We start from the raw sequence: 13,316 nt of genomic DNA on the forward strand, positions 1-13,316 counted from the left end.
CGCATAAAGGCCGAACAAGCACGGAGCTTATGACCAGCAGCTCGATCAGCGGTAATGCTCAACTGGACACGTCGATAACCCCTGCCCGCCTGCGGGTCACGGGGGACTGGACGCTTGCCCATTACGCCGAGCTCAAGCAACTGAGCGAAAAGCTCCACGGTCAGTACGATGCCAACACCCCGATCGACCTCAACAGCCTCGGCGCCCTCGACACCGCTGGCGCTTCGTTGCTGGTCGAACTGCTTGGCTCCGAACGCCTGGGCAAATCCGCCGAACACCCCGATTGCACCCTGACCTCCGCCGACCGCGCGCTGCTGCAAACCGTGTACTGCTCGATGACCGATTTCTGCGTGCCGATCAAAGAGCCGGAAATCAGCGTCAGTGTGCAACTGCTGACGCGCATTGGTCGCGCCGTCGACACCGTCTGGCAGGACACTCTGCAACTGCTCGGTTTCGTCGGCCTGATCATGGAAACCATCGCGCGCAGCCTGTTCCGGCCCAAGCGCTGGCGGATCACGCCGATGATCGCGCACATCGAACAGACCGGTCTCGACGCCGCGCCGATCGTTGCATTGCTGACCTTTCTGGTCGGCGCGGTGGTGGCGTTTCTCGGCGCCACGGTGCTGGCCAGTTTCGGCGCGACGATTTTTACCGTGGACCTGGTCGGGTTCTCGTTCCTGCGCGAGTTCGGCGTACTGCTCACAGCGATCCTGATGGCCGGGCGCACCGCCAGTGCCTTCACCGCACAGATCGGCTCGATGAAGGCCAACGAAGAAATCGATGCGATCCGCACCCTCGGCCTCGACCCGATGGAGCTGCTGGTGGTGCCGCGCGTGCTGGCGATGCTGGTGGCGTTGCCGATGCTGACCTTCCTGGCGATGCTCTGCGGGATTATCGGCGGCGGCGTGGTCTGCGCAGTGTCGCTGGATATCTCACCGGCGATGTTCCTGACGCTCCTGCAGTCGGACATCGGCGTTCAGCACTTTCTGGTCGGCTTGGTGAAGGCACCGATCTTCGCCTTCATCATTGCCGCGATTGGTTGTCTGGAAGGCTTCAAGGTCAGCGGCAGTGCCGAATCGGTCGGCGCCCACACCACGTCCGCCGTGGTGCAGTCGATTTTCGTGGTGATCGTGCTCGACGCGGTGGCCGCGCTGTTCTTCATGGAGATGGGCTGGTGAGTCGTCTACCCCGCGCGCCCTCGGAGGCGGTGATCGAAGTCCGTGGCCTGTGCAATCGCTTCGGCAGCCAGAGCGTGCACGAGAACCTCGATCTGGATTTGTACAAAGGTGAAATCCTTGCCGTGGTCGGTGGCTCCGGCAGTGGCAAATCGGTGCTGTTGCGCAGTATTGTCGGCCTGCGCCGGCCTAGCGAAGGCATCGTCAAAGTGTTCGGCAAGAACCTGCCGAGCCTGTCCGAGCATGAGCGCTCGCTGGTCGAACGCCGTTTTGGTGTGCTGTTTCAGAAAGGCGCGCTGTTCTCCTCGCTGACCGTTACTGAGAACGTCGCCCTGCCCCTTATCGAACACGCCGGCCTCAGCCGCAACGACGCCGAGCACTTGGCTGCGGTGAAGCTGGCGCTGGCCGGGTTGCCGCTGTCGGCGGCGGACAAATACCCGGCATCGCTGTCCGGCGGCATGATCAAACGCGCTGCTCTGGCCCGGGCTCTGGCGCTGGACCCGGACATCCTGTTTCTCGATGAACCCACCGCCGGCCTCGATCCGATTGGTGCGGCGCAGTTCGATCAATTGATCCTGACCCTGCGCGATGCGCTCGGTCTCAGCGTGTTTCTGGTGACCCACGACCTCGACACGCTCTACACCATCACCGACCGCGTGGCGGTGCTGGCGCAGAAAAAAGTGCTGGTCGCCGGCCCGATCGACGTCGTCTCGGAAACCGACGACGCATGGATTCACGAATACTTCCACGGTCCGCGTGGCCGCTCGGCGCTGGACGCCGCCAAATTGCTCAACGAGGTCTGACATGGAAACCCGAGCGCATCATGTGTTGATCGGCCTGTTCACCGTGATTGTGGTGGCAGGTGCCCTGCTCTTCGGTCTTTTCCTGGCAAAGTCCAGTGTCGACACCGAGTTCAAGGATTACGAGATTGTCTTCAGCGAGGCGGTCAGTGGCTTGTCCAAGGGCAGCCCGGTGCAGTACAGCGGGATCAAGGTCGGCGATGTGATCAACCTGCGCCTTGATCCAAAGGATCCGCGGCGGGTGCTGGCGCGGATTCGTCTGGCCGGTGATACGCCGGTCAAGGAGGACACCCAGGCCAAACTGGCGCTGGCCGGGATCACGGGGACCTCGATCATCCAGCTCAGCGGTGGTACACCCGAAAGCCCGAAACTGCGTGGGCATGACGGCAATCTGCCGACCATCGTCGCCTCGCCCTCGCCTATTTCGCGCTTGCTCAATGACAGCAACGATTTGATGACCGGCATCACTGCGCTGCTGCAGAACGCCAACCAGATGTTTTCTGCCGAGAACGTCGAGCGTGTGAGCAAAACCCTCGCCCATCTGGAGCAGACCACCGGCACCATCAACGATCAGCGCGGTGACATCAAGCAAGCCATGCAACAACTGGCGAGCGTTGGCAAACAGGCCGGCAGCATGCTCGAACAGACCTCGTTATTGATGCGCAATGCCAACGGCTTGATCAACGATCAGGGCAAACAGGCATTGGGCAGTGCCGAACAAGCCATGAAGTCGCTGGAGCAAAGTACCGCGACGATCAGCACCCTGCTGAACAAAAACGAAAACTCCCTCGACAACGGCATGCAGGGCCTTAATGGCCTGGCCCCGGCGATCCGCGAACTGCGCGAGACGCTGACCTCGCTGCGCGCCATCTCCCAACGCCTTGAGGCCAACCCCAGCGGCTACCTGCTGGGCCGTGACAAGAACAAGGAATTCACGCCATGAAGCTGACTCGACTTGCCCTCCTCGCCGGCTTCACGCTGATCAGCGCCTGTTCGATTCTGCCCCAGTCCGAGCCGTCGGATGTCTATCGCCTGCCGGCCGCACAGGCGCCCGCCTCGGCCAGTTCAGCGGCGACTCAGTCTTGGTCGTTGCGGCTGAACAAGTTGCAGGCCAGTGAGGCGTTGAACCGGCCGACGATTGCGGTGATTCCGCAGGGCGACGTGATCAGCAGTTACAAGGGCTCGCGCTGGAGTGATCCGGCGCCGGTGCTGGTGCGTAATCGCTTGCTCGATGGGTTTCAGCGTGATGGTCGGGTGACGTTGCTTAGTACCGATGACAGCAACTTTGCGGCGGATCTGGAATTGGGCGGGAGTTTGCAGGCGTTTCAGACCGAATACCAAGGCTCACAGGCCAGCGTTGTGGTGCGCGTCGATGCGTTGCTGGTGCGCGGTTATGACCAGCGCATTCTGGCCAGTCGCCGCTTTGAAGAGCGCCAGCCTCTGAACGATGTACAGGTGCCGGCGGTGGTGGCCGGGTTTGGCCAGGCCAGTGATCGCCTGACCGCCAAAATCGTCGCTTGGGCTGTCGAACAAGGCCAGAAACTGGCCCCCCCAAAACCTTAAGCCCGACACACAACCCCTGTAGGAGTGAGCCTGCTCGCGATAGCGGTGTATCAGTCACCGATGATGGCGATTGATAAACCGCTATCGCGAGCAGACTCGCTCCTACAATTTTGATGTGTGATCAGCCGAAGAACCAGTAGCACACGCCAATCGCGCCGAGCACACCCGCCAGTTCCGCCAGCAACGCACACCCCACCGCATGCCGCGCCCGCTGAATGCCCACCGCGCCGAAATACACTGCCAGCACATAGAACGTCGTCTCGGTACTACCCTGCACCGTCGCCGCGACCAGCGCCGGGAAGCTGTCGACGCCCGAGGTCTTCATCGTCTCGATCAGCATGGCCCGCGCTGCGCTGCCGGAGAACGGCTTGACCATCGCCGTCGGCAACGCATCGACAAACCGTGTGTCCCAACCCGCCCACTCGACCAGATGACGAATGCCATCCAGACCGAAGTCCAACGCCCCGGAAGCACGCAGTACGCCGACCGCACAGAGCATCGCCACCAGATACGGCAGCAGGTTCTTCGCGACGTCGAAGCCTTCCTTCGCGCCTTCAACGAACGCCTCGTAAACCTTCACTTTCCTCAACGCGCCGATGATCAGAAACAGCATGATCAACCCGAACAGCGTGAGATTGCCGAGGATCGACGACAATCCCGCCAAAGCCGTCGCTGAAAGGGTGCCGAGCAACGCCATGAAGCCACCCAACAACAGCGCACCCGGTACCAGATAGGCCAGCACCACTGGATCCCAGATCCGCAGGCGCTGCATGAACGCCACCGAGAGGAAGCCGACGATCGTCGAACAACTGGTCGCCAGCAGGATCGGCAGGAACACCAGCGTCGGATCTGGCGCGCCTTGCTGGGCGCGGTACATGAAGATCGTCACCGGCAGCAGGGTCAGGGAGGAGGCGTTGAGCACCAGGAAGAGGATTTGCGCGTTACTGGCGATGGTGGCACTGGGATTGAGCTCCTGCAGCGCCTTCATGGCTTTCAGGCCGATGGGCGTGGCCGCGTTGTCGAGGCCCAGACCGTTGGCGGCGAAGTTCAGAGTGATCAGGCCAAGGGCAGGGTGACCGGCCGGGACTTCCGGCATCAGCCGAAGGAACAGGGGGCCGAGTACCTTGGCCAGCCACTCGACGATCCCGGCCTTCTCGGCGATGCGCAGAAAGCCCAGCCACAGGGTGAGGGTGCCGAACAGCAGCACCATGACTTCGACCGAGAGCTTGGCCATGGCGAAAATGCTTTCCACCATCGCCGCAAAGATCCCGGCGTTGCCGCCGATCAGCCACTGCGCCAGCGCCGATACGGCTGCCACGATGAAGAAGCCAAGCCACAGGCCATTAAGCATCAGTCAAATCCCCCGAAGAATGCCGCGAATGATAGCGGGGTCGCCAGAAACGACAAACCCCGGATTTCTCCGGGGTTTGTGTGTACCTGCTGCCACCCCATTTACCGGGTTGACCTCAATCTCCTGTAGGAGCTGCCGAAGGCTGCGATCTTTTGATTTTGTTTTTAAAAAGCAAGATCAACAGATCGCAGCCTGCGGCAGCTCCTACAGGGGTGTGTCAGTTCTTGGAGATTTCGCCTGCCGGCAGTTTTTCCTTGCTGCGCCAGTGCGGCAGGGAGTTCCAGTAGCGCTGGCCCTTGGCATCGTCGTACATGCCTTCCCAACGTGCGATAACCAGTACCGCCAGGGCGTTACCAATCACGTTCAGAGCGGTACGCGCCATGTCCATGATGCGGTCGACACCGGCGATGAACGCCAAGCCTTCCAGCGGAATGCCGACGCTGCCCAGAGTGGCCAGCAGTACCACGAAGGACACGCCCGGTACACCGGCGATGCCTTTGGAGGTGACCATCAGGGTCAGGACCAGCAGCAGCTGCTGGCTGATCGACAGGTCGATGCCGTACAGCTGGGCAATAAAGATGGCGGCGATCGACTGGTACAGGGTCGAACCGTCGAGGTTGAACGAATAACCGGTCGGCACCACGAAGCTGCAGATGGCTTTCGGTGCGCCGTAGGCTTCCATCTTCTCGATCACGCGTGGCAGCACGGTTTCCGAAGACGCGGTGGAGTAGGCCAGCACCAGCTCATCCTTGAAGATGCGCATCAGCTTGATCACAGAGAAACCGAACAGCTTGGCGATCAGGCCCAGCACCACGAAGGCAAAGAAGGCGATGGCGACGTAAACCAGGATCACCAGTTTCGCCAGCGGCAGCAGCGAGGCGAAGCCGAAGTTGGCCACGGTCACCGCGATCAGTGCGAACACGCCGATCGGCGCATAGTTCATGATCATGTGGGTGACTTTGAACATGCTTTCCGAGACGCCCTGGAACATCTTCACCAGCGGCTCGCGCAGGTCCGACTGCAGGCTCGACAGACCGAGACCGAACAGCACGGAGAAGAAGATGATCGGCAGCATTTCGCCGCGGGCCATGGCCGCGAAGATGTTCGACGGGATCAGGTTGAGGATGGTCTCGATGAACGCGTGTTCATGCTGCACTTCGGCGGCGGTCGCCTGGTACTTCGAGATGTCCACCGTGCCCAGGGTGCTCATGTCGATGCCGGTACCCGGGTGGAACAGGTTGGCCAGCAGCAGGCCGACAACGATGGCGATGGTGGTGACGATTTCGAAATAGATGATCGTCTTCAGGCCAATCCGCCCGAGTTTCTTGGCGTCGCCCACGCCGGCAATGCCGACAATCAGGGAAGAGATGACGATCGGGATCACGATCATCTTGATCAGACGGATAAAGATATCGCCTGCCGGTTGCAGGACGTTGCTGATCCACCAAGCCTTCTCGGCACTGAAGTGATTGAGCAACGCACCAATTGCAATCCCTAGAACAAGACCGATGAGGATCTGCCAGGCGAGGCTGATTTTTGCCTTCTTCATTATCTTTACCCTTACTTGCGTTTGACTCAGGCACATGCAGGAACTGGAACGCTCTTTAGCGGAAAAGTCTGTGCATCTGCCTCCGTATAAGGTGCCCCGAAGCGCGTATTTACGGCTCTTCGGCAGGCGAAAAAAGGCGCAACTATTCCGATGCAAGGTTGCGCCGTCTAATGCCGTAAACGCCTACCCTATGCCGAATCGGCATGAGCTTTTTTAAATGAAACTGGCGTCCCAACCGGTTCGATTGTGACATTTCGGCCGGCATAAGTGCCGTGAACCGGCCATCACAGCCTAGGTTGGTTGTTTTTTGAACGAGAAAAATCGACGAAATATTTAGGAAAAAGCCTACGCAGGAAGACTAGAAGTCCTACTGTTTAAGTGGTCTCTTTGTCGATATACGGTCGCCATGAAACACCGCGTAATGTTTTCGCGCGCAGTGTCAGCGATAAAAAGGATGAGCTAGACGCTCTGGGTCAATGTTTTGCGTGTTGGAAAGCTCAGCGCAAGTCCGTCGAGCCACTACGGGTCGGCGAACCTGCGGCGCAGCTTTTACCCTGACCCGGCCCTTGCGCAGGCACTCCCTGTCCCCGTAGGTCACTCCGACCCTGCAACAGTCAGAACGTCCCGGCCCCTTGGTCATGCGCCTGCCTTCCTCAGGTGGGCGCAATGGAAGGCAGCAGGGCTGCTGCCATCATGTTCAAATCAGTACCACTTCGGATCTTTCTTCAGGGTTTCCATCAAAAGATCCTGCATGCCCTGATCGGGTTTGCCGAGGAAGCGGTAGGTGGCATGTCGCGTTGGCGACTTGTCGGCCGGCAGTCCTTCGGGCACATCCACGAGCATGGCGTATGCGTCTTTCTTGTCGAAACTGAACGCGACGATCAAGCGGTGGTTCAGGCACTTGTCTGCGGATTCGCAGAGCGGGCCGACCAGATACTGGTCGCCATCTTCAGTCACGGCATTCATCTGCTGGTCAGGCGTGCCGGACAGGTTCATCACCCATTCCGGCAGGCGTTCTTCCTTCTTCACCACGCCTTCCCAGGTTTCGCGATACTGCGGGTCGGAACTCAATAGTTCGTTGACCCGCGCCTGGCCGTCATTGGCCGCCATCGCCATGGCACTGCCGCCCAGAAGCAGGGCGGCTGCCAGTGTCTTTAACACAGTCATCGTTAACCTCGGCCGCGACGGCCAAAGAAGAAGGAAGCGATGAACATCACCAGGAACACGACAAAGAGAATCTTGGCGATACCCGTGGCGGTGCCCGCGATACCACCGAAGCCCAGTACGGCAGCGATGATGGCAATGATCAAGAATGTAATTGCCCAGCTCAACATGGTGATTCTCCTTACTTCTCTATTTAGGGTGTTACGTGTTCTGGCGCTGCGCGCCCGAATTCATCTGTTCTTTAGAAAACCCAACGCTCTTCACGTGGCAGTTGATCCAGCGGCTGCGCCTGATCGACATCCATCATGCGCATCGAGGCGCTCTCGGCCTGGCTGCTGCTGACGGCGCTGAAGTGCGTTTGCGTGTTGTGCTGGATCGAAATCAGCGGCTCAACCTGCTGGCTGTTTTCCCAGCGCAGGTATTGCTGACAGGCGATCAGGGTGATCAACAGCGCCAGTACGCCAAACAGACCTTGCTGAATATGCAGTGGCGAGATACGCACTTGGGCGGCACGTTGGCGAGTCATCCTGGGTTCCTCACTCTTATTCGGTTGGGGCAGTTCATTTCTGCCCGGGCTGAATGAGGTATTGCAGCCTGCATGCCAGTTTTTTAATTGAAAAATATTCAATAAAATCAATTGGTTATAGGCGCGGTAGAAAACTTTCGCGACGCATCCTGCACGATGGGGCATCTGGGATCGTGCGCAATGCACGATTTTTTCGTAGGAGATTTCATTCTTATGGAATTGAGAGCAGGGCGCAGATGTCAGAAAAGTACGCAGGGAATGCCCTGCAAATCGGCATTTGTTTAAAAAACCAACAAAATCAACGTATTGGCCGTAAAGGCAGGAGAGAGCTACCCTCCTATGGCTGGCATCGTTCAGAATCAACCATGCAACTTGCCCGATTTTTCCGGGACTAACCCAAGACCAATCACTATGGAGCGTAGGAAAAATGGAATCTGCCACTGAGCATCAAGGCCGCATTCTGCTGGTGGACGACGAATCCGCCATCCTGCGTACTTTCCGTTATTGCCTCGAAGATGAAGGCTATACGGTTGCCACAGCCAACAGCGCGGCTCAGGCCGACACCTTGCTGCAACGCCAGGTCTTCGATCTGTGCTTCCTTGATTTACGTCTGGGAGAAGACAACGGCCTCGACGTACTGGCGCAGATGCGCATTCAGGCACCATGGATGCGAGTGGTGATTGTCACCGCGCATTCGGCTGTCGATACCGCCGTCGACGCGATCCAGGCCGGCGCCGCCGACTATCTGGTCAAACCGTGCAGCCCGGATCAGTTGCGTCTGGCCACTGCCAAGCAATTGGAAGTGCGCCAACTGTCGGCGCGCCTCGAGGCCCTCGAAGGCGAGATCCGCAAACCGAAGGACGGTCTCGATTCCCACAGCCCGGCGATGAAAGTCGTACTGGAAACTGCACGTCAGGTCGCCGGCACCGACGCCAACATTCTGATCCTCGGCGAGTCCGGCACTGGTAAAGGTGAGCTAGCCCGAGCGATTCACGGCTGGAGCAAGCGCGAGAAAAAATCCTGCGTGACCATCAACTGCCCGTCGCTGACGGCGGAATTGATGGAAAGCGAGCTGTTCGGTCACAGTCGTGGCGCCTTTACCGGGGCCAGCGAAAGCACGTTGGGTCGAGTCAATCAGGCTGACGGCGGCACTCTGTTTCTCGACGAGATCGGCGATTTTCCACTGACATTACAACCCAAGTTGCTACGTTTCATTCAGGACAAGGAATACGAGCGGGTAGGGGATCCGGTCACCCGCCGCGCCGACGTGCGCATTCTAGCGGCGACCAATCTCAATCTCGAAGATATGGTCCGTGACGGGCGTTTCCGTGAAGACCTGCTCTATCGCCTGAACGTCATCACCCTGCACCTGCCGCCACTGCGCGAGCGCGCCGAGGACATCCTGACGTTGGCCGACCGCTTCCTCGCCCGCTTCGTCAAAGAGTATGCGCGTCCGGCACGTGGCTTCAGCGACGAGGCTCGCGAGGCACTGCTCGGCTATCGCTGGCCGGGCAACATTCGCGAGTTGCGCAACGTGGTCGAGCGGGCGAGCATCATCTGCCCGCAGGAACGCGTGGAGATCAGCCACCTGGGCATGGCCGAACAACCGGCCAACAACGCGCCACGAGTCGGTGCCGCGTTGAGTCTCGATGAGTTGGAGAAGGCGCACATCGGCGCCGTCCTCGCCACCGCCGGCACCTTGGACCAAGCGGCGAAAACGCTCGGCATCGATGCCTCGACCCTGTATCGCAAGCGCAAGCAGTACAACCTGTGAGTGCCCGACGATGAAATTGGCGATGAAGTTGCGGACCCGTTTGTTCTTGAGCATTTCCGCTCTCATCACCGTGGCCTTGCTCGGGCTGTTGCTCGGGCTGGTCAGCGTGATGCAAATGGCTGGCTCGCAGGAAACGACGCTGCGTAACAACTTCGTCACTCTCGATCTGGGCCTCAAGCTGCGACAAACCCTGGGTGATCAACTGGTCCTCATGCTCGCCGAAGAACCCGATCCGGTCGCGTTCGAGGCGTCCAAGCAGCAGTATCTCAAGTTGCTTGATGACGGTATCGCCCAAGAGCACATTGGCGATGGCCGCCAGTATGGTTTCAGTCAGGCCAAGGCTGATTACCTGAGTTTTCTTCAGGCCTTTGATGTGTCCCGTGATCCGGCGGCTGCGTTGAGCAGCAACGCCAACCTCCGAGAGCGCTTCAACACGCTGCGCAACGGTTTGATCACTGAACACAAGCATGCACTGGACAACATTAACGCGGTTCAGCATCAAGCGCGCGACCGGGCATTGTTGATCGCCGGTCTGCTGGGATTTGTCGGGCTGGCGGTGTTGATCATCGGCTTCATCACGGCCCACGGGATTGCCCGGCGTTTCGGCGCGCCGATCGAGGCGCTGGCGCAGGCGGCGGACAATATCGGCCAAGGCAATTTTGAAGTGACCCTGCCGATTTCCTCCGCGATGGAAATGAACCTGCTGACCAAGCGTTTCGGCCTGATGGCTGAGGCCCTGCGGGAACATCAGGCGACCAACGTCGACGAATTGTTCGCCGGTCAGCAGCGGCTGCAAGCGGTGCTCGACAGTATCGACGACGGCTTGCTGATGATCGACCGCCAGGGGCATCTGGAACACCTCAATCCGGTGGCTCAGCGCCAGTTGGGTTGGGAAGATGATCGCCTCGGCCAAGGCTTGGGCACCGCGCTGGAGCGGCCGGAGCTGGATGCGCAGTTGCAACTGGTGTTGCGCGGTGGCTCGCTTGAGCGCGCACCGGAAGACCTGAGCATCGAGGTCGACGGCGAATCTCGTTTGCTGACCTACAGCCTGACGCCGGTCAGCCACACGCAGGGGCATATCCTTGGCGCGGTGATGGTCTTGCATGACGTGACCGAGCAACGCGCCTTCGAGCGGGTGCGCAGCGAATTCGTGTTGCGCGCTTCCCATGAGCTGCGCACGCCGGTCACCGGCATGCACATGGCCTTCGGGCTGTTCCGCGAACGAGCGAAGTACGCCCCGGAATCGCGCGAAGCCGATTTGCTCGACACCGTGAACGAAGAGATGCAGCGCTTGATGCAGTTGATAAACGACTTGCTCAACTTCTCGCGTTATCAGAATGGCCTGCAGAAACTCACGCTGGCACCATGCTCCATCGAGGATTTGCTGGAGCAGGCGCAACTGCGCTTTGCCGATTCGGCGGCGGCCAAGGGCATCGCCCTGCATGTCGAAGTGCAGGGACCGTTGCCACGTTTGCAGGCCGATCAGGCACAGCTCGATCGTGTGCTGGATAACCTGATCGACAACGCCTTGCGCCATACCGCCCGCGACGGTCAGATCCGCTTGCAGGCACGTCGGCATGGCGAGCGGCTGATTATCAGCGTCGAAGACAACGGCGAAGGCATTGCCTACGGCCAGCAGGGGCGGATCTTCGAACCTTTCGTGCAGGTAGGGCGCAAGAAGGGCGGTGCCGGTTTGGGCTTGGCGTTGTGCAAGGAAATCGTCCAGTTGCATGGTGGACGCATGGGCGTTTACTCACGGCCGGGGCAGGGCACGCAGTTTTATATGGCGCTCGCTGTCTAGGCTTCATCATCCATGCGTCGCCCGGCAAGGCGCCGGCCACGGGTGATCAGTTCGATGAATTGCACCGCGCTCAGCGCATGGGCGAACAACCAGCCCTGACCGAATTTCACCCCTTCACTGCTGAGCAATTGCGCTTGGGATTCGAGCTCGATGCCTTCGGCAATCACCTTCAAATCCAGCGCCTGGGCCATGTGAATGATGTGCGGGGCGACGCCGCTGCTGGCCGCGTCATGGCCCAGTGCATCAATGAATGCTTTGTCGATCTTCAAGCAGTCCACTGGCAAGGTTTGCAAGTAGGCGAGGCTGCAATAGCCGGTGCCGAAATCGTCGATCAGCACCTGATGGCCAACATCGCGCAGCGCTTGCAGGTTTTCCCGTGCCACCACCACATCAATCAAGCCACGTTCGGTGACCTCGAAGGCAATCTGCCGCGCCGCCACGCGATGCAGTGTGAGCAGCCGCGCCATGACCTGGCCGATGCGTGGCACCATCACGTCGCAGGCTGCCAGGTTGACCGAGATGTATAGCTGCGGATTGGCGCGCAGCAACTGGCCCAGTTGCTCCAGCAGGCGCTGCAGGACGAAGTCGGTCATCTGCCGGATCTGCCCGGTGTTTTCTGCCATGGGGATGAACAGGTCAGGGCTGGTCAGCGTACCGTCGGGGCGGCGCCAGCGCAGCAGGGCCTCGGCACCGACGCAGTTGCGGCTGTCGAGGTCGAAGATCGGTTGATAGAGCACCTGCAGCTCGCCACGGCGAATTGCACCGTGTAGTTCGGCATCCAGAGACTGACGCTGGCGCACCAGTAAGAACACGAAAAATCCGACAAAGGCGCCGAGCAGCAGACACGCCGGGATGATCCACCACCAGACAGCCGGAATGTGCATGCCGGTTCTGGGTGTGATCAGGACCAACTGATACTCCGGATTATCCGTGGGCATGCGGTAGATCAGTCGGGTTTGCGTAACTTGCAGGGCATCGCGACTTTTCGGTGGCCAGTGTTCCGTGGGTGGCCAGGCTTGCGCCGTGCCAAGCACCGGGATAGCACGGGTGCCATGATCGAGCACCACCAGCAGGCTGCTACCGGGAGACAAATCGACCATGTCGGTCAGATGCCCGCGCGAGGTGGCGACGCGGAAATTGCCGCGCCCCAGCATCAGCGCCGCGCGGTTTTCATCAGGTTCGGTGGTGGTGTTCAGCCAATAGCTGTAGGTCGGGCCTTTGATGTCTGGCGCGCGGACCACCGACAGGCCTTCCTGGCGCGGACGGTTGGAGCAGATCCGCGAAGCGTCCATGTAAGCCGCTTCATAGACGAAGCGATAGTTGAAGGTGACTTGCTGCAGGGTGGCGATCATTTCATCGTCACAACTGCGCAAGGGCTGCGCTTCCAGGTCATCGAGACTTTCACGCAACTGGCCAAACAATTGTTCGAGGCGGGCCAGGAAACGTTCGCCTTGTGCGTTCATTTGTTGGCTTTCGTTTTGCTCGACCTGACGCATCGCCACGAACATACCGCCGGCGATCAGCAGGCAGGCACTGAGGACAGCCGCGATCATCGCCAAAAACCAGGGGCGATAAAACCAGCTACGCAGCGTCTCTCGGGTAGCAACCATCAT

At 59.7% G+C, this 13,316-nt stretch carries 12 protein-coding genes; 6 read left to right on the forward strand and 6 right to left on the reverse strand.

All coding sequences use genetic code 11. From position 1 onward, the window contains the following. Positions 1-29: 29 nt before the first annotated feature. Genes LOY43_RS00195 through LOY43_RS00210 form a run of 4 tightly spaced genes read left to right on the forward strand, consistent with a single transcriptional unit; the run spans position 30 to position 3,538 of the window. Positions 30-1,178, forward strand: a complete 1,149-nt coding sequence (locus tag LOY43_RS00195) for an ABC transporter permease (protein WP_034152225.1) — start codon at positions 30-32, stop codon at positions 1,176-1,178. After that, the gene (locus tag LOY43_RS00200; protein WP_116254167.1) at positions 1,175-1,978 is read left to right on the forward strand and encodes an ABC transporter ATP-binding protein; all 804 of its coding nucleotides are present in this window, start codon (positions 1,175-1,177) and stop codon (positions 1,976-1,978) included. The genes LOY43_RS00195 and LOY43_RS00200 overlap by 4 nt, the downstream gene beginning before the upstream one ends. A gap of 1 nt (position 1,979) precedes the next feature. Continuing rightward, positions 1,980-2,918, forward strand: coding sequence for an MlaD family protein (locus LOY43_RS00205; protein WP_095049550.1), 939 nt, complete (start codon positions 1,980-1,982; stop codon positions 2,916-2,918). Beyond that, complete coding sequence (locus LOY43_RS00210; protein WP_095049549.1) at positions 2,915-3,538, forward strand: ABC-type transport auxiliary lipoprotein family protein; 624 nt, start codon at positions 2,915-2,917, stop codon at positions 3,536-3,538. Before LOY43_RS00205 ends, LOY43_RS00210 begins: the two co-directional genes overlap by 4 nt. Positions 3,539-3,659: 121 nt before the next feature. Here the strand turns inward: LOY43_RS00210 and LOY43_RS00215 are convergent, their stop codons facing one another. From LOY43_RS00215 to LOY43_RS00235, 5 genes are all read right to left on the reverse strand, one after another. Next, the gene (locus tag LOY43_RS00215) at positions 3,660-4,889 is read right to left on the reverse strand and encodes a nucleoside recognition domain-containing protein (protein WP_095049548.1); all 1,230 of its coding nucleotides are present in this window, start codon (positions 4,887-4,889) and stop codon (positions 3,660-3,662) included. 217 nt (positions 4,890-5,106) lie between these two features. Beyond that, entirely contained in the window at positions 5,107-6,438 is a 1,332-nt protein-coding gene (gltP, locus tag LOY43_RS00220) for a glutamate/aspartate:proton symporter GltP (RefSeq protein ID WP_034152229.1), read from the reverse strand. Between the two features lie 702 nt (positions 6,439-7,140). Then, a complete protein-coding gene (locus LOY43_RS00225; protein ID WP_095049547.1) occupies positions 7,141-7,605 on the reverse strand; it encodes an inhibitor of vertebrate lysozyme family protein in 465 nt (154 codons plus the stop codon). Between the two features lie 2 nt (positions 7,606-7,607). Then, positions 7,608-7,772 carry a DUF1328 domain-containing protein gene (locus LOY43_RS00230; protein WP_003177151.1) on the reverse strand — a complete coding sequence of 55 codons (165 nt, stop codon included), beginning with the start codon at positions 7,770-7,772 and terminating at the stop codon, positions 7,608-7,610. Positions 7,773-7,843: 71 nt separating this feature from the next. Next, a complete protein-coding gene (locus LOY43_RS00235; protein WP_093429512.1) occupies positions 7,844-8,128 on the reverse strand; it encodes a hypothetical protein in 285 nt (94 codons plus the stop codon). Positions 8,129-8,555: 427 nt separating this feature from the next. On the opposite strand from LOY43_RS00235, the gene algB reads away from it, so the two are divergent. Next, the gene (algB, locus tag LOY43_RS00240) at positions 8,556-9,902 is read left to right on the forward strand and encodes a sigma-54-dependent response regulator transcription factor AlgB (protein WP_095049546.1); all 1,347 of its coding nucleotides are present in this window, start codon (positions 8,556-8,558) and stop codon (positions 9,900-9,902) included. A 10-nt stretch (positions 9,903-9,912) separates the two neighbouring features. Then, complete coding sequence (locus LOY43_RS00245; RefSeq protein WP_258709038.1) at positions 9,913-11,703, forward strand: KinB sensor domain-containing domain; 1,791 nt, start codon at positions 9,913-9,915, stop codon at positions 11,701-11,703. On the opposite strand, the gene LOY43_RS00250 is transcribed toward LOY43_RS00245, so the two are convergent. Beyond that, a complete protein-coding gene (locus LOY43_RS00250) occupies positions 11,700-13,313 on the reverse strand; it encodes an EAL domain-containing protein (protein ID WP_176471263.1) in 1,614 nt (537 codons plus the stop codon). The genes LOY43_RS00245 and LOY43_RS00250 overlap by 4 nt on opposite strands. Between the last annotated feature and the right edge of the window lie 3 nt (positions 13,314-13,316).

Source organism: Pseudomonas sp. B21-041 (genome assembly GCF_024748675.1).
In the GTDB taxonomy this organism is placed as follows: domain Bacteria; phylum Pseudomonadota; class Gammaproteobacteria; order Pseudomonadales; family Pseudomonadaceae; genus Aquipseudomonas; species Aquipseudomonas neuropathica.

Bases quoted from the DNA above. Each gene is read 5' to 3' on its own strand.
- LOY43_RS00195 (WP_034152225.1), top strand. From the start codon at position 30: ATGACCAGCAGCTCGATCAGCGGTAATGCTCAACTGGACACGTCGATA.
- LOY43_RS00205 (WP_095049550.1), top strand. From the start codon at position 1,980: ATGGAAACCCGAGCGCATCATGTGTTGATCGGCCTGTTCACCGTGATT.
- LOY43_RS00210 (WP_095049549.1), top strand. From the start codon at position 2,915: ATGAAGCTGACTCGACTTGCCCTCCTCGCCGGCTTCACGCTGATCAGC.
- LOY43_RS00215 (WP_095049548.1), bottom strand. From the start codon at position 4,889: ATGCTTAATGGCCTGTGGCTTGGCTTCTTCATCGTGGCAGCCGTATCG.
- gltP (WP_034152229.1), bottom strand. From the start codon at position 6,438: ATGAAGAAGGCAAAAATCAGCCTCGCCTGGCAGATCCTCATCGGTCTT.
- LOY43_RS00225 (WP_095049547.1), bottom strand. From the start codon at position 7,605: ATGACTGTGTTAAAGACACTGGCAGCCGCCCTGCTTCTGGGCGGCAGT.
- LOY43_RS00230 (WP_003177151.1), bottom strand. From the start codon at position 7,772: ATGTTGAGCTGGGCAATTACATTCTTGATCATTGCCATCATCGCTGCC.
- LOY43_RS00235 (WP_093429512.1), bottom strand. From the start codon at position 8,128: ATGACTCGCCAACGTGCCGCCCAAGTGCGTATCTCGCCACTGCATATT.
- algB (WP_095049546.1), top strand. From the start codon at position 8,556: ATGGAATCTGCCACTGAGCATCAAGGCCGCATTCTGCTGGTGGACGAC.
- LOY43_RS00245 (WP_258709038.1), top strand. From the start codon at position 9,913: ATGAAATTGGCGATGAAGTTGCGGACCCGTTTGTTCTTGAGCATTTCC.
- LOY43_RS00250 (WP_176471263.1), bottom strand. From the start codon at position 13,313: ATGGTTGCTACCCGAGAGACGCTGCGTAGCTGGTTTTATCGCCCCTGG.